The sequence below is a fragment of the Floridaenema evergladense BLCC-F167 genome, from assembly GCF_041929205.2.
Classification (GTDB): Bacteria; Cyanobacteriota; Cyanobacteriia; order Cyanobacteriales; family Aerosakkonemataceae; genus Floridanema; species Floridanema evergladense.
The window spans coordinates 142165-157917 of sequence record NZ_CM171625.1 but is presented as its reverse complement, the minus strand read 5'-3'; the positions used below and the strand labels follow the sequence as shown (position 1 = coordinate 157917).

The 15753-nt window shown below is 41.7% G+C and carries 18 protein-coding genes; 4 read left to right on the top strand and 14 right to left on the bottom strand.

All coding sequences use genetic code 11. The features are described 5' to 3' along the window. The first annotated feature begins 182 nt into the window (after nucleotides 1–182). Together ACE1CA_RS00675 and ACE1CA_RS00670 are read left to right on the top strand one after the other, a co-directional pair. Complete coding sequence (locus ACE1CA_RS00675) at nucleotides 183–413, top strand: hypothetical protein (RefSeq protein ID WP_413277011.1); 231 nt, start codon at nucleotides 183–185, stop codon at nucleotides 411–413. A gap of 60 nt (nucleotides 414–473) precedes the next feature. Beyond that, complete coding sequence (locus ACE1CA_RS00670) at nucleotides 474–1577, top strand: formylglycine-generating enzyme family protein (RefSeq protein WP_413277010.1); 1104 nt, start codon at nucleotides 474–476, stop codon at nucleotides 1575–1577. Between the two features lie 197 nt (nucleotides 1578–1774). Here the strand turns inward: ACE1CA_RS00670 and ACE1CA_RS00665 are convergent, their stop codons facing one another. The 4 genes from ACE1CA_RS00665 to ACE1CA_RS00650 form a co-directional block, all read right to left on the bottom strand. Then, nucleotides 1775–2377 carry a hypothetical protein gene (locus ACE1CA_RS00665; RefSeq protein ID WP_413277009.1) on the bottom strand — a complete coding sequence of 201 codons (603 nt, stop codon included), beginning with the start codon at nucleotides 2375–2377 and terminating at the stop codon, nucleotides 1775–1777. A gap of 160 nt (nucleotides 2378–2537) precedes the next feature. Further along, complete coding sequence (gene thiD / locus ACE1CA_RS00660) at nucleotides 2538–3365, bottom strand: bifunctional hydroxymethylpyrimidine kinase/phosphomethylpyrimidine kinase (RefSeq protein ID WP_413277008.1); 828 nt, start codon at nucleotides 3363–3365, stop codon at nucleotides 2538–2540. Nucleotides 3366–3600: 235 nt separating this feature from the next. Continuing rightward, nucleotides 3601–4884 carry a cell division protein FtsZ gene (gene ftsZ / locus ACE1CA_RS00655; protein WP_413277007.1) on the bottom strand — a complete coding sequence of 428 codons (1284 nt, stop codon included), beginning with the start codon at nucleotides 4882–4884 and terminating at the stop codon, nucleotides 3601–3603. A 135-nt stretch (nucleotides 4885–5019) separates the two neighbouring features. Continuing rightward, a complete protein-coding gene (locus ACE1CA_RS00650; protein ID WP_413277006.1) occupies nucleotides 5020–5973 on the bottom strand; it encodes a cell division protein FtsQ/DivIB in 954 nt (317 codons plus the stop codon). 299 nt (nucleotides 5974–6272) lie between these two features. Between ACE1CA_RS00650 and ACE1CA_RS00645 the strand changes: the two genes are divergently transcribed. Both ACE1CA_RS00645 and ACE1CA_RS00640 read left to right on the top strand, forming a co-directional pair. Beyond that, on the top strand, nucleotides 6273–7502 hold the full coding sequence (locus tag ACE1CA_RS00645) for an urease accessory protein UreH domain-containing protein (protein ID WP_459563584.1): 1230 nt from the start codon (nucleotides 6273–6275) through the stop codon (nucleotides 7500–7502). Beyond that, nucleotides 7477–8133, top strand: a complete 657-nt coding sequence (locus ACE1CA_RS00640) for a hypothetical protein (protein ID WP_413277004.1) — start codon at nucleotides 7477–7479, stop codon at nucleotides 8131–8133. The genes ACE1CA_RS00645 and ACE1CA_RS00640 overlap by 26 nt, the downstream gene beginning before the upstream one ends. Before the next feature lie 53 nt (nucleotides 8134–8186). Here ACE1CA_RS00640 and ACE1CA_RS00635 read toward each other — a convergent pair whose 3' ends face one another. The 10 genes from ACE1CA_RS00635 to ACE1CA_RS00590 form a co-directional block, all read right to left on the bottom strand. Beyond that, nucleotides 8187–8633: an orange carotenoid protein N-terminal domain-containing protein gene (locus tag ACE1CA_RS00635; protein WP_413277003.1), complete on the bottom strand. Its 447-nt coding sequence runs from the start codon at nucleotides 8631–8633 to the stop codon at nucleotides 8187–8189. A gap of 59 nt (nucleotides 8634–8692) precedes the next feature. Next, complete coding sequence (locus ACE1CA_RS00630; RefSeq protein WP_413277002.1) at nucleotides 8693–9172, bottom strand: orange carotenoid protein N-terminal domain-containing protein; 480 nt, start codon at nucleotides 9170–9172, stop codon at nucleotides 8693–8695. 131 nt (nucleotides 9173–9303) lie between these two features. Continuing rightward, a complete protein-coding gene (gene cobW / locus ACE1CA_RS00625) occupies nucleotides 9304–10344 on the bottom strand; it encodes a cobalamin biosynthesis protein CobW (RefSeq protein ID WP_413277001.1) in 1041 nt (346 codons plus the stop codon). 78 nt (nucleotides 10345–10422) lie between these two features. Next, nucleotides 10423–11085: a hypothetical protein gene (locus ACE1CA_RS00620; protein ID WP_413277000.1), complete on the bottom strand. Its 663-nt coding sequence runs from the start codon at nucleotides 11083–11085 to the stop codon at nucleotides 10423–10425. A 21-nt stretch (nucleotides 11086–11106) separates the two neighbouring features. Then, on the bottom strand, nucleotides 11107–11967 hold the full coding sequence (locus ACE1CA_RS00615) for an energy-coupling factor ABC transporter ATP-binding protein (RefSeq protein WP_413276999.1): 861 nt from the start codon (nucleotides 11965–11967) through the stop codon (nucleotides 11107–11109). Next, nucleotides 11964–12755: a cobalt ECF transporter T component CbiQ gene (gene cbiQ, locus ACE1CA_RS00610; protein ID WP_413276998.1), complete on the bottom strand. Its 792-nt coding sequence runs from the start codon at nucleotides 12753–12755 to the stop codon at nucleotides 11964–11966. The genes ACE1CA_RS00615 and cbiQ overlap by 4 nt, the downstream gene beginning before the upstream one ends. Before the next feature lie 74 nt (nucleotides 12756–12829). Continuing rightward, a complete protein-coding gene (locus tag ACE1CA_RS00605; protein ID WP_413276997.1) occupies nucleotides 12830–13141 on the bottom strand; it encodes an energy-coupling factor ABC transporter substrate-binding protein in 312 nt (103 codons plus the stop codon). 3 nt (nucleotides 13142–13144) lie between these two features. Further along, nucleotides 13145–13867: an energy-coupling factor ABC transporter permease gene (locus ACE1CA_RS00600; protein WP_459563583.1), complete on the bottom strand. Its 723-nt coding sequence runs from the start codon at nucleotides 13865–13867 to the stop codon at nucleotides 13145–13147. Between the two features lie 72 nt (nucleotides 13868–13939). Continuing rightward, nucleotides 13940–14263: an antibiotic biosynthesis monooxygenase family protein gene (locus tag ACE1CA_RS00595; RefSeq protein ID WP_413276996.1), complete on the bottom strand. Its 324-nt coding sequence runs from the start codon at nucleotides 14261–14263 to the stop codon at nucleotides 13940–13942. A gap of 328 nt (nucleotides 14264–14591) precedes the next feature. Continuing rightward, a complete protein-coding gene (locus ACE1CA_RS00590; RefSeq protein WP_413276995.1) occupies nucleotides 14592–15602 on the bottom strand; it encodes a dihydroorotate dehydrogenase-like protein in 1011 nt (336 codons plus the stop codon). Between the last annotated feature and the right edge of the window lie 151 nt (nucleotides 15603–15753).

The window sequence follows — 15753 nt, the reverse complement described above, 5'->3', positions numbered from 1 at the left end:
GGACAAGGGGAATTTATTCACTCAAAACTCTCTCACTCCCCCCAACTCCCCCCAACTCAAAACTCAAAACTCTCTCACTCCCCCCAACTCCCCCCAACTCAAAACTCAAAACTCTCTCACTCCCCCCAACTCCCCCCAACTCTCCCCAACTCAAAACTCAAAACTCAAAACTCAAAACTACCATGAGTATTACTGTTAAAGGTGTTATCGAACGTAAACCCATAGGCACAGGCACTTGGGCATTAGTCACCGATAATGGCGAAACTTACGAAATTTACCAAGCTTCCCCGAAAGAAATGCTCAAAAATGGCTTGAAAGTTGAAGTTAAAGGCGAAGTCCGCGAAGATGTGATGAGTATTGCCATGATCGGCCCAATTTTAGAGGTAAAATCTTTTCAGGCGATCGATTCTTAAAACTTAAAATAGTAAAAATTAACTGCACGGTTGCCTGATTTTGATTTGGATATTTACAAAATGCAACCACCGCCTTCGACTTCATCAAAAACTCGTCGCAAATTTCTGCAATTTGCTGGATTTACTAGTTTGGGATTAATTGGAGTTATTGTATACAAGTTTTTATTTGCTAATCAATCAGGTGAAACTGAAAAATCTCGTTCTCTACCTAACTCACCTGAAACTGAATCACCAACTCCCACTCCTATCTCACCTGAAACTGAATCACCAACTCCCACTCCTATCTCACGTTCACCTACAAAACCTGCAACGCCTGCGAATAATTTAAGTAAATTTTCCTTTGAAGTTGTGACGGTAAATGCTAAGGGTGAAATCATTAATCGCCGCAACAGAGAAGCAATTTTTTTTAAAGAAAATATTAATAATGTAACTTTAGAAATGGTATCGATTCCTGGCGGTACTTTTCTCATGGGTGCGCCAAACACGGAGAAAGAAAGTAATAGCAACGAACAGCCACAGCGTAAAGTAACTGTGGCATCTTTTTTTATGGGGAAATATCCAGTAACTCAAGCTCAATGGCAAGCTGTTGCTTCATTACCAAAAATTAAAATACCTTTGCAAGCTAATCCAGCTTACTTTAAAGGTGCAAATCGACCTGTAGAACAAGTAAGTTGGAACGAAATACAGGAATTTTGCGCCCGACTTTCTCAAAAAACCGGAAAAACTTACCGTTTACCTAGCGAAGCTGAATGGGAATATGCTTGTCGCGCCAGAACAACTACACCTTTCTATTTCGGCAAAACAATTACTCCCAATTTGGTTAATTACAACGGAAATTATACTTATGATTCCGCACCAAGAGGAATTTTTCGGCGACAAACAACTAATGTAGGGAGTTTTCCACCAAATGCTTTTGGACTTTACGATATGCACGGCAATGTTTGGGAATGGTGCACCGATCCTTGGCATGAAAATTATCGTGGCGCACCTTCTGATGGCAGAGTTTGGCAAGGGGGAGATAATCAAGATAATCAAAACCGATTGATACGTGGAGGTTCTTGGTATAGCTTCCCCTGGGCTTGTCGCAGCGCCTTTCGCGATGGGGATGAGTTGGATGGTAAGTATAGGTATTATGGATTTCGTGTCGTTGCTGTTTCCCTCTGAAGTACGGGTGGAAAAGTCTAAAAACAGATATCACAATTGATTAATAAACTTTTGTGGGATTTCTCAGGAAGAGAAAAAATTTAAATGAATACTCGATTCCAAACTACCGAATCGTACAATTACTGAATGAACTGGGTTTCCAACTCACGATTACACCCAAAGAAACCCAATCCTAACTAGCTAATAGCTACTAAAAATTATCTTTTAATCAAAAGTGGGCGTATAAATAAATAGCCAGCTGAAAAAGCTGTGACTACAATTAAGACGATCGCCAATGTCAACCACCAACCATTAATTTCTGCATCGCGGTCTAATTGACTATTTCGCCGATAACGTCCTTGGACTTGTTCGGTCACTAACTTTTCTTGAAAGATGGGCATTATTGGCTCTCCATCGTCAAAGGCTTCTACTCCCATTGATGGATTTAATGCTGGATTGGGCTGAGTCTTATTCAATTGTCGCAGATAAGATATATCAATCGATTCCGATCGCATTTCTGGATGAATAAAATCAGCTTGACGAATTCCCGAACCTGAAGCATCAGCTAACTGCTTGAGATATAGAGCCGAATGAACCACCTTTTCAATTTCCCGGCGCAATTGTTGATTTTGTTCTTGCAACAGCTGATTTTGGTTATTCAATGATTCCAGCATTACCCTTGTCGCTTGCAACTCTGCTGCTAGTTCGCGATAAATTGAAATTGGCACTGAACGAGCATTGTTTCCAGCTGATGTAGGGACATTCTGACCGCTATTTCCCGCATTTTGGTGGGGTTGCTTGGGATTGAAATTTGGCATCATAAGTTTTGCTCTAACTTAAAGTTAGGTCAGCCAGCGGCAACCTGTTTTACAATTTTGCGACTAATGCGACTAAGCTTAATTGCTTAGATTTCAACTATGCCTAAAATCTAGTCCCAATCAGGATAGCATAACCGCGATCGATTCCATAAATTTGTTTTTATCACTCGATGGTTTTGGCTAACAGGGGAAAGAAGTGTCCCACTGGCCCTTGACCTTTACCAATACTCAGGGCGTACTTTAACGCAGTAGTAACATAATCTTTAGCTAATTGCACTGCGGTTAATAAATCTTTTCCTTTGGCTAAATTAGCGGCGATCGCAGCTGCTAAAGTACAACCAGTGCCATGAGTATTAGTTGTCTCCACCATCGATGTCGTCAAAGTCAACAGCTGCTGACCATCAAACCAAACATCCACACCCCGCAACTCTCCCAACATTCCACCACCCTTGACCAAAACTGCTTGCGCCCCTAATTGGTGAATCCGTCGCGCCGCTTCCTGCATATCGGCTAAACTTTCCACTGCCAAACCGCCGAGTATTTGTGCCTCGTAACGATTGGGAGTCACAATTGTTGCTTGGGGAATTAACTGCTCTCGCAAACTAACCACTGCTGCATCATCGATTAACTGAGCGCCAGTGCGAGATACCATTACCGGGTCAACTACCAAATTGGCAATTTTTAACTCTCTTACCTGTTGAGCTACAGCCTGAATAATCTCTCGATCGAGCAACATTCCAGTTTTTGTAGCTTGCACCCCGATATCTGCTATTACTGCCTGAATTTGCGCCACTACAGCTGCCGCAGGCAGGGCATCGACCCGGTTTACCCCTAAAGTATTTTGGGCGGTTACACAGGTAATGGCGCTGGTTCCGTGAACGCAGTGAAAGGCAAAAGTCCTTAAATCTGCTTGTATCCCGGCTCCGCCGCCACTATCTGAACCTGCGATCGTCAATGCTACTGGTACAATCAATGCAGTTTCTCTGGTCATACCGGAGGAAATTGAAAATGTTTGAGGTTGGTCGATCGACCCAACTCCTGTAATTTTTTTCTAACTTTCAGCCAGGGTTTTTCCCTTGTGAAATTGCTAGTGCGACATGGCAGTGTAACCGAGTTGAGAACTTCTGAAAAGTTAAACCTAAAAGCCATCTCTCCTTCAGCCTTCTCGCACCAGCGAAAACTCAAACAAGGTAGGTTCTCGATCGCAAACTTCAAGATCAACAATTTTAGTTGTCTTTCTTGGTTCGATTTCTGCGGAGAAACTCTGGAATATCTAATCCAGGTGGTTGTAATGGTGGTTGTGGTCTTTCTGGTTCAATTCTCACATTAACCGCAGGTGCGGGTTTAATTACTGGCTGATTTTGTTGGGTAGTAGTTCGTGCTTGCTGAGCCGTTAGTGACTGAGCTTCCCCACTAAACCCGGTAGCAATTACGGTGATCCTAACTTCACCTTGCATCTTGTCATCAATTACTGCGCCAAAGATGATGTTCGCGTTGGGGTCAACAACGTCGTAAATAATTCCAGCAGCAGTGTTAACTTCATGTAAGGTGAGGTCGCTTCCACCAGTAATGTTGAATACTACACCTTTAGCGCCTTTCACAGAGGATTCTAGTAAAGGCGAAGAAATTGCCATACTAGCAGCTTCACTAGCCCGTGATTTACCAGACCCTTCACCGATGCCCATCAAAGCTGAACCAGCATCTGCCATAACTGCCCGGACATCAGCAAAGTCTACGTTTACTAATCCAGGGATAGTGATGATATCAGAGATGCCTTGTACACCTTGACGGAGGATGTCATCAGCTGAGCGAAAAGCATCTTGCAGGGGGGTATTTTCGGGAACTACGGAGAGGATGCGATCGTTAGGAATAATAATCAACGTATCCACCCGACTTTGGAGTGCCGCAATTCCTTCTTCTGCTTTGCCGATGCGTTGCTTGCCCTCAAAGAAAAAGGGACGAGTCACCACACCTACTGTTAAGGCACCTGCTTCTTTGGCTATATCAGCTACAACAGCTGCTGCACCAGTACCTGTGCCCCCACCCATACCAGCGGTGATAAACACCAAATCTGCGTTACCAACAGCAGCTATTAGTTCATCGCGAGATTCTTCTGCTGCTTTTTGTCCGACTGCTGGATTACCTCCAGCACCTAGACCACGAGTTAATTTTTGTCCGATTTGCAAGAGTCTGGGGGCAGATGATAAAGTTAAGGCTTGAGCATCGGTATTAATTGCCCAAAATTCTACGCCTGAGAGGTTGCTGGCAATCATGCGGTTGACGGCATTGCTGCCACCGCCACCAACACCAATTACTTTAATTTTGGCTACCCGACTCGGTACGATTTCGCTGCTGTGTGCTTCTTCAGCCATATCTTTGGGTTCGCGAACTTGACCAAACTGAAATCCAGCCATCATATAAGGATTATTAGCATCCATTCCTGGTGCCACCTGTTGTCCCTCTGCTTGAGAAACTTTATTTGCGAGCCCCTGTCTATTATTAAGAATCATTGGAATCAAAAAATAGTCCCTAAACAACTTTTTAATTTTAGGTAGCTCAAGTCAACTATAGGCTAAGGTGGTTGAAAAACCAAATAAATAGTGACAAGCTGATTGATTATATAGCAAGTTTCGCTAAACAATAGCTTATCGCTGCCTGTCAAGCTTTAGTGTTCTTTTTGAGCGTATCTTGAGATTTTGAGCCGACTCAGAGAGAAGTTGATTCGTTGGATATTGTAATTGAATAGCGGGTGAATTGGGGTCGGTTAAGTCAAAGTAAGCAATTTGGTGTCCATCAACTGGGTTTGACAATAGGCGCATTTGGTCTAACACTGTGAGTTGATCGGCGAAGTGCGAACTATATATTCCCAAATGTACGGTGCCGATGTCAGTTTTCAAGATTACATTAGCGGGATTGAGCCAATTAATTTCGGAAATTTTCACGGGGGATCGCCGCAATAGTTGATACATTTCCGACCAATAGGGTAAATATTTTTGTCGATCGCCAATAATTCGCATTGTGGGTAAAGGAATTGGTTTTCCAGCCGAATTATAATCTTCTATTGGTATCCAGGTACCTTTAGCATCAATTAATCCTATTGGTACTGTTGGGGGAGGGGTGGTTTCTCCTGGTTTAGCGGTTGGAGTTGATTGATTGGCTGGTAATGTGGTTGAGGTTGGGGGGATGCCGGGATTTACTGCGACTGCCGTTACTACAGGTTCGCGTTCCTCAACTTTGACCGTTAAACTGGGTGGAAATAGGTTACGAGTGATTGACGCTTTGGCAATCAATTTTTGGTTGGTTTCTAGCTCTTGAGCTACTATTTTTGGTTCAATTCGCAGTAATGATTGGGGATAGGACAAGGATAGCAATGAGCGAATTCCTCGATCGGGAATAATTTCATTACCTTCGATGTTGATTTGTTCGGGTTGTTTGATCACCCATACTGGTTGGGTGGCTGTCCAGCCTAACCCGGCGGCTAAACTACTAATTGCTAAAATGCGCCAGATGCCACAAACTAGTTGCCGTCTTCTTTGACGACGTAATGTTTTTCGCCTGTGGGACAATTCTGATGAACTAACTGATAGGATGCTGGTCATGCTGATACCTCAAATGCTGAAATTAATGTAGTTAATTGATTTGCTGTTGTTGAGTTTTAGTTGGTAAATGCTTTTGTTTAACACTTCAAATCCTTCAGATGCTCCAGAGGTGGAAATTGATTACAGACAAACATTTCAGTATTTCATATAAAGAAGAAAACGATTACTTAATTATTTTGGCATCTACCTGTTGACTGTTTTTGGATCGGTTTGGCAATTATTGGGGAGTTTTCGATCGCCAGCAATCTTCGGTAAGATCGCTGGTGAGTTTACTGCATCTGTGGGAGATTAAGACCAAAATGCTCGATTTGCTGCTGATGACTGCTTTGGGTTTCTTGGGAAGTTTTGGTCATTGTATCGGAATGTGTGGCCCTTTGAGTGTGGCTTTTTCTCTTTCCCAGAAGCCAGAGTCTGGTGCGAGTTGGCGACAACTATTATATTTTCATACTTCGCTCAATTTGGGACGAATTTTCAGCTATGCCTTGGTGGGTGCGGCTATTGGAGCTTTTGGTTCGGTGTTGATTGCTAGCGGACAAATGGCGGGGATCGATAGTTGGTTGCGGCGATCGATCGCTGTGTTGACGGGGATCGTGTTGATTTGGTTTGGTTTGGCGCAGGTAAAGCCGGATTTTTTGCCACCGATCCCGATTTTTCATCCTTTGATGCAGGGGAAGTTGCACGATCGCTTAAGTAAAATTATGCTCGATCTTTCTTTCCAAAATCGCTGGTGGACTCCGGCTATTTTAGGGATGGTTTGGGGTTTGATTCCCTGTGGTTTTCTCTATGCGGCTCAAATTAAGGCAGCGGAAACTGGTAATCTTTGGGTTGGTGCGGCGACGATGTTGGCTTTTGGGTTAGGAACTTTGCCGATGATGTTGGGGGTGGGTGTTTCGATTTCTAGAGTCAGTGCAAATCGTCGCTCTCAGTTGTTCCGTATGGGTGGCTGGATTACGATCGCGATCGGTGTTTTAACTTTACTACGCACTGGTGATACGATGGTAGATTTCACCAGTCATGGCGCTTTACTATTTTTAATTTTGGCTTTAATTGCTCGTCCAATTAGTAAAATTTGGCCCGATCTTTTGCGGTATCGTAGAGCTTTGGGTGTGGGTGCTTTTGTGTTAGCTTTAGCTCATGTTGCTCATATTTTAGACCATAGTTTAAGTTGGAATGTAAATGCGGTTTCGTTCATGTTACCTTGGCATCAATTAGGTATGGTAACGGGTATTGTAGCGTTAATATTGATGATTCCGGCAGCGGTGACAAGTTTCGATCGCTTGCAAAGAAATTTAGGCGATCGTTGGCGACAAATTCATTTATTAGCTGTGCCAGCTTTTCTGTTGTGTGCGATTCACGCTGTAGTGATTGGTTCTCATTATTTAGGTGGGTTGCAATGGAGTTGGGAAAATAAGTTAAGAACAGTAATTTTAATAGTAGTTACTGTTTGTGTGTTCTTGGTGCGATCGCGCCAATTTTGGTCAATCCTATCTTTAGAAAAATTCTATGCTACACCGCTTAAGTCTGAATAAAACTTTTACCACAATGTTATTTTTGGGATTAACAATTACTCCCGTTTACGCACATTCTGTACGAGTTGCCGCAGATGTAGGCGGAACGTTACACATTGAACCAAATGATAATCCGAAAGCAGGTGAATCTTCCCAAACTTGGATAGCGCTAACTCGCCCAGGTGGAAAAATTATTTCTCTACAAAATTGTAACTGTCAAATGGCAGTTTTTCTTAAACCTCGCGTTCAAGGAACTGCCCCATTACTCAAACCTGCTTTAAAACCTTTTTCTAATTCTCAATATCAAGGTATTCCTAGTGCAAATATTGTATTTCCTAAACCGGGAAACTACGAAATAGAATTAAGTGGCACTCCTAAAACCAATGGAAATTTTAAACCTTTTAAATTAACCTTTCCGGTTACTGTTGCTGCTGGGAGAACTGCCGCAGCAGCGACACCTAGTTCTAACACTATGATTTCGCAAAATCAACTAAATCAAAATATCAAAAAAAATCCCCAGGTACTAGATAAAAATGCGGTTGTAAATCCCGAAAAACAACAGCGATTTAATGCAGCATTACCCTTAATTATTACTGGCGCAAGTCTAGCCGGAATTGGGGTAATTGGGGCAGTTTTACAAAATAGGAAATAGGCAGAAGAGACAAGGGATAATTAAATTGTCCCCTTGTCTCCTTGTGCCTTCGGTTAGCCCATTTTGGCAACGGCGTTAGTCATGAAGTCGATTTGGTTTCCAAAGTCCAATTGCTTGGCTTGATTTAATACATTTTCAGCTTCAGAGGAGAGTTGATAATTACTGGGCATAGGAATAATGGATTGGTTTTCCATGCCTTGTGCGAGGACGTACCAAACACCTAATTTGGTACGAGAACTTAAAGCGCGGTATTGTTGAACAATGTCGTTATTTGCGCCTGTAACAATGTCGCGTTGTGCTTGCAGTTGTTCTTCACGAGACATTTGCTGAATGCGATCGACAATTGCTTGAGAAATTTCTAATTCTGCTGTTTTAGGATCTGGGGTAATACCACCTTTCATTTCCTCGTAAACAAACCACAACACAGCTAATTGATCGTCTGCGTTTAAGCGGCGCAAAGCTTCAACAACTTGCTCTACATTCGATTGAGTATAAGTCATAAAATTCTCCAAAAATCAACAATTGTTCAATGTTTTAATTTGCTATTGATGTGAGCGAATTAAATTTGAGAACCGCCCGCAGGTTCTACGCCCATTGGTAAAACTGCACCCCGCAGGAAATCAATTTGTTCTTGGAAACTTAAGCCTTCAATTGTGGCTAATAACTCTTTTCCTGGTTGGGGAAGTTCATAATTTGGAGGCATGGGAATAATGGTAGCATTCTCCATTCCTTGTGCTAAGAAATACCAGAAAGCTAATTTTGTTTCGGGACTCAAAGAACCATATTCACGGCTAATTTGAGTGTTAGCTTTGGTGGCAATATCCCGCATTACTTGCAATTGTTCTTGATGGGGAATTGCTTTAACTTGGTTGAACAAACCTTGAGCAATTTCCGATCCAGAAGCCCCTGGTGCTGCTGGTGTAATTGATTTTCCTAGCTTGGTATAGACAACCCAAAGTAAACCCAATTGGTCGTCTACATTCAAATTTTTTAGTGCTTCTTTTCCTCGATCGTAAGCGCTGATATTGCTGACTGTCATTGCTATTTTGCTGAATTATTAACGAACATTTACATATTGAAATAAACAGCAAAACTAAAACCCCTACAAAAGGGCAGAGACTTTGTAAGGGATCAAGGAAAAGCAAGTATTTCTCAAGACAGATGAAGGTATTAAACGGCGATTTTTTCCAGTTCTGCGGTGATTTCTGTAGTTTCTAAATCTCGCCCAATAAGGACTAATTTGGTTTGTCTGGGTTCGGTTTTTTGCCAAGGTCGGTCGTAAAAGTATTCTAAGCGATCGCCAACTCCCTGCAATACTAAACGCATGGGTTTGTTGGGCACGGAAACAAATCCTTTAATGCGGTAAATCTCTAATTTTTGTACTAGGTTTTGTAATTTTTCTACTAGTGTTTGTGGTTGAAAGTTGCCTTCAAAAACAAATTGCACTGAGTTAATCTTGTCGTCGTGTTCGTGTTCTTCTTCTTCGTCATGATGACTGGGACGATCTTCTAAATTATCTTCAACTGCGGCGTTAAAACCTAACAATAATTCGGGGTTAATTTCACCTTGTTTGCAAGGAATTAACTTAACAGCGGAACGTAATTGTTGTTTTAACCATTGCTCAACTTGAGCTTGAGTTTCGTTGTCTATTTGGTCAACTTTACTGAGTAATACTAAGTCAGCACAAGCTAATTGGTCTTCAAATAATTCTTCGATCGGGGTTTCATGATCTAAATTGGGATCGCCTTCTCTTTGAGCATTTAAAGCTTCAAGATCGCCGACTAATTTTCCTGATGCAATGGCTTCACAATCTACTACTGTAATTACACCATCAACGGTAGCACCTGTACGAATTTCGGGCCAACGGAATGCTTGAATTAATGGTTTAGGTAAAGCTAATCCTGATGTTTCAATTAAGATACAGTCTAAGTTTTCCCGACGTTTTAATAATTCCTGCATTGTGGGCAAAAATTCTTCTTGAACGGTGCAGCAAAGACATCCATTAGTAAGTTCGACAATGTTATTATTTGCTTCTTCTTCATCACAAACTTGGCAAGAACGTATTAATTCTCCATCGATTCCTAGTTCGCCAAATTCATTGACGATCACGGCAATTTTTCGACCTTGATTATTTTGTAATAAATGGCGAATTAAAGTGGTTTTGCCACTGCCGAGAAATCCGGTAATAACTGTAACAGGGATTTTGTGCATTTTGGGTAATGGGTATTTGAATAATTTATTTATTGTGTATTACTCATTATTGGTATTTTACCATTAATTGTTCGAGTATTAAATACTTTTCTTGAAATACACCATCATTTGTTGTACAGTAATTTCTAAAGGTTGCCAATTAGGATTTGATGAAGAGAAAGTGCTGTCTCCCATAACTGCTTGATATTGACGAGGATATTTTTTCGCTGCATCAGGATTGGCTGCTACCTGCAAGATTAATTTACCATAATAATTCGCTAATTTAGTGTTTTCTAGTAAAATTGTGCCGCTATAATCCCAAGCGAGACCGTAAAGTTTAAACTCACCTAATTGTTTCCTTAATTCTGTCAGGGAAGTACCAACACCAATTCCTTGGGGTGTTTTCCAAGCTGAACCAAAATCGCGAATTGTTGCAGGTTTAGTGCGTTTTTCATCTACCCAAACTATTGTAAATGAACGTTCTGATCCCAGGTTAACGCTAGTAGCAGGAAATTTCCCCATTCCTTCGGGGCCAAAAATAGTTTTGTCTTGCAAACGGGATGCGCCAAAAAGTTTAGTTAGTTCTTGGCGACTGGTATTTTTTGTAATTGGGCCTACTCTTTCTCCGGGAATTACTAAGGTGTCTTTTAATTGGTTGGTTTGGGCAATTGTTAATTGATTGGTTGGGGTTTTAGCTGTTACTAAATAGTTGTTTGAGTAAGTGATTAGTAATGTTAAAGTGGCAATTAAAAGGTGTTTCATGGTAAGATTTAGATGATATTTTTATCGGTGATGTTGGTGGTGGATTAAAGACGATCGCAATTCTGCAACTGTTTTTGGTGGAGGTTGGCGATCGCGTAAATCGATCGGTAGTGCATTCCAAATTTCCCATAACATTGGTATTCCCAATTGTAACTGTTCGAGCAAAGCTACATTACTAAAAACTCGATCTGCTCGATCGGAAACGATCGATCGCCCTTCATGTAGTAAAATTGCCCAATCTGCCCAAGCATAAGCAAGATCGAGATCGTGAGTAGCAATGACAATCGTTGTACCATTAGCATGAATTCGATCTAATTCCTGCATTAAATTGTTAGTTTGTAAACGATCTAAATAAGCTGTGGGTTCATCAAGTAATAATAATTGCGGTTTTAGTGCCATTACTCCTGCTAAAGCTACCCGTCTTTTTTGTCCTAAACTAAGATAATGTAATGGTCGATTAGCCAATTCTTGTAAGTTAAAATCAATTAAAGTTTGATGCAATCTTTGAGCAATTTCTGCTTTGGATAATTGTAAATTACAAAGTCCATAAGAGATGTCTTCGGCAACGGTTGCTGCTACTAATTGTTGTTCGGGATCTTGAAAAGCTAATCCGATTCTTTGTCGCCATTCGTTGAGCGATCGCCCTTGATATTCCAGTCTTTTTCCTTGCCAAGAAATGATTCCCGCACTACATTTATATAACCCATCTGCTAATAACAACAACGTTGATTTTCCACAGCCATTATGTCCCAAAATAGCTGTCTTTTTTCCGGCTGGAATTCTCAGAGTTAAGTCATCAATGGCAGGTTTATTTGCACCTGGATAGGTGTAAAATACATTGGCAAATTCTAGTATAGATGGGGGATTATCCAAGAGAGTCACCGAAATTTCAACTCAAAAATGACTAGCCCAATACAACCGAATAAAGATTCTAAAGCATAACGTTTTGAATAGTTATAAGATTGGGTGGAATATACTTGAAATTCTCCATTAAAGCCACGCGCCGCCAGTCCGAGAGAAAATTGTTGATAGCGTTGGAGCGATCGCACTACCAACTGTCCTGCTAACAATGCTACACTCTGCATCCAGCTTTGGCGAGTTCGATAGCCTCCTCTGGCTGTCATTGCTAACTGAAGTTGAGTTGCTACGTCAAGAAATAAAAATATAAATCGATACATCAACATTAACAAATCAAGTAATAGGGGAGGAAAGCGACATTGGCGCAGGATAGATAACAATTCAGCAAAGGGAATCGTGAATAAAATAAACAGTAAACAAGAAACACTGGCGAGCGATCGCATAACAATTTCGCTGGCTTGAATTAATCCAGAATAACTCAAAAATAGATACCAATTACCAATTGTTAATCCACCTAAAGAACTCGCCTGGATAGTTGTGATGCGATCGAGCGGCACAACATTTAATAATAACGCCGGAAGACTGGTTAGGAGAAAAAAGCCGATCGCTAACAAAACTCGCCCATAAACTTTTACTGGAATTCGAGCATAGCCGATCGTCCAGATAATCAACCAGAGAAAAATTGCGGCTTGGGTGATGGGATGAGCGAGTAATGCGATCGACAAAGCAGTGAGAGCAAATATCAGCTTTTGTAAAGGTGGTAATTGCCTGAGATGATTAGTGTGAGTGTAAGCATCAAGATGATGGTGCATGAGCAAACTAGAAAAAAGAATGACCCAAAAACCCGGTTTATTTCACAGCAGAAACCGGGTTTTTGAGAGGTTTCCTACTCTTGATTTTCTTCCGGTTTACGCAGTTCTTTTCTACCACGATATAACCCGATCGCATAACCAATCACACCAGCACCCAACCCCGCTTGTAGCGCAAACAAAAGCGATTCAATTTCACCGCTGGCAGGTTCAAAAATGGGAGTTGCCCAAGGTTTATAATTAGGGTTCATTTCTTGAATTGCGGACTCTGCTTCACCGTCCGATCCCCCAAATTCGGCTCCGCGAACTAGGATTAAGGGAGCGATCGCTAAAGCCACCACACCCAACACCAAAAGCCAATTATGCCAACCTTTCCGGGAAACTTGCATTTTTTATGCTCCTTCTTTAATCACATTTAGTGCTTGTAACTCTTGGTGGTTGTAGGTGACAAGCCAGTTCCACACCAGCACTGTAAGCAACCCTTCACTAACAGCCAGCGGGATCTGAGTTATCGCAAAAATCCCCGCAAATTTCATAAAAGCTGCCCAAAAACCACCCACCGCTGCCGGAAACGCCAGCGCCAGTTGAGCCGAAGTCACTACATAAGTTACCAAATCTGCCAAAGATGCTGCCAGAAAAATTGCCAATGTTTGTTTACCGCTGGCTTTCATCACCAGTTGATAGACACCGTAAGCGACGAAGGGACCCACTACTGCCATTGAAACTGCATTTGCTCCCAAGGTGGTTAAGCCGCCATGAGCCAAGAGCAACGCTTGAAATAACAATACCAAAGCGCCGAGAACGGACATCACGGCTGGGCCAAATAAGACTGCGCCTAGTCCTGTGCCTGTGGGATGAGAACAACTCCCTGTGACAGAGGGAATTTTCAAAGCCGACAAAACGAAGGTAAAAGCCCCAGCTAATGCTAAGAGCAACTTACTTTCAGGATGTTGGCGGGTAATGCGGGTGAGCGATCGCAAACCCCAAATCAAGAAAGGAATAAACACCACCCACCAGAATACAGCCCACTGCACTGGTAAAAATCCTTCCATGATGTGCATTGCCTGAGCAGGATTTGCCGATCCAATTACTAAATAACAACTGAGCCCTGCCATCATTAAAAGGCGCGATCGTTGGTACATTTTCATGTCTTTTGGTACTAGGAACTTATTAATTAAAGCAAGAAATCACTCTTTTGGTGCAATTTCACTTACCACTTCATAAAATTCAGTTGTTGGCGTAGTAGCAAACAAAGGTGTCATTTGTTTCAAGATTTCCTTATAGGCTTCCGATTGATTCTCGCCCATGTCTTGTTCGGTTTCCCAAAAAATTATCGCAATCCCTTTATCAGTGTTGGGAATTTGTAACAAATATGCTCCCTGGAAACCATGATCGTAAGTGGAGATTGCTTTTTCGTAAAGTTGTTTAGCTTCTTCAAATTTACCGGGTTTGAATTCTCCTACAGCTACGTAGGCAAACTTATGTCGCAAAAAGTCTAGAAATTCTGACATATTCTACTCCTCTTTTATGGGCAACGCACAAGGTTTAAGTTTAGCTTACAAGTGTAATTTGGTGAAGTGCTGAGAGTTAAGAGATTTTTTAACCACAGATAAACACAGATGAACACAGATGTTTTTATTGTTGGTGGCGCAAGTTCTTTTTTACGCAGATAAACCGCAGATGAACGCAGATGAACGCAGATGTTTTTTATAGATTTTTTGATTTTTGCAAAGGTTTGGCTCTTAATTAAAAATAATGTCTTTTGCATTTCGCTTCTGCCTTCTATACGAAATTCCCAGGCTGTTTTAATTACCTGGGAATTTAACTAAATCCTAACTATTATGAGAGAGCAATAGCAGGTTTGTAAGTTTGAACTGCCCGCATATATTGGGCGCGTTCAAAGGCTGATTCGTCTGGACAGTTGATTTGACTCATGCTACCAATCATTTGTTTGACTGATTCGTATTCATGTTCAATCATCCAGTGTTTTATTTCGTTTTCAATATCCCGAATATGGGCGATTCCATGACGCATTAACACTGAACAAACTTGAGTGATTTTTGCTCCCGCCATGAGCATTTTAATCACTTCTTGTCCTTTGTGAATCCCACCAGTTGCCGCAAATTCTGGACGAATTCTGCCGTACAAAATGGCAATCCAACGCATTGGTAAACGCATGGCTTGGGGTGTACTTAAAAGAACGTTGGGGCGAACTTCTAATTCGTCAATGTCAATGTCTGGTTGATAGAAACGATTGAATAAAACTAGTCCATCTGCACCTGCTTCTTCTAGGCGTTTTGCCATGTATGCCATGTTGCTGAAAAAAGGACTTAATTTGACAGCAACGGGAATGGTTACGGCTGATTTTACGGCGCAAACAATGTCGATATAATTTTGTTCTACTTGTGCGCCACTCATGTTGAAATCTGTCGGCACATAATAGATGTTTAATTCGAGTGCGTCTGCGCCTGCTTGTTGAATTTGACTGGCAAATTCTGTCCATCCGCCAATACTGCTACCGTTGAGGCTGGCGATAATTGGAATGTTAACCATTTGTTTGGCGCGACGAATATGATTTAGATATTCTTCTGTGCCAACGTGGAAGATTTCTGGTTCGGGAAAATAGGTGAGTGCTTCGGCAAAAGATTCGGAATGATATGTTAGATGATGGTCTAATTCTTGGCGTTCTTGCCGAATTTGTTCTTCAAACAAAGAGTGCAAAACTACTGCACCTGCACCTGCATCTTCCATTCTTCTAATGTTGTCTACATTTTCGGTGAGGGGTGCTGCGGCTGAAGGTACAATAGGCGATCGCAACGTTAATCCCAAATAATTAGTAGTTAAATCCATTCTATTTCTCCTAATAAAATCAGGCTAACCTTTCTGTTGGGGACTGGGGACTCTCTCGTTCCCAGGTTCCACCTGGGAATGAACGCTGGGAGGTTCTACCTCCGCTTTCTACCCAGAGGCAGAGCCTCTGTTTTTCGTTCCCAGGCTGAGC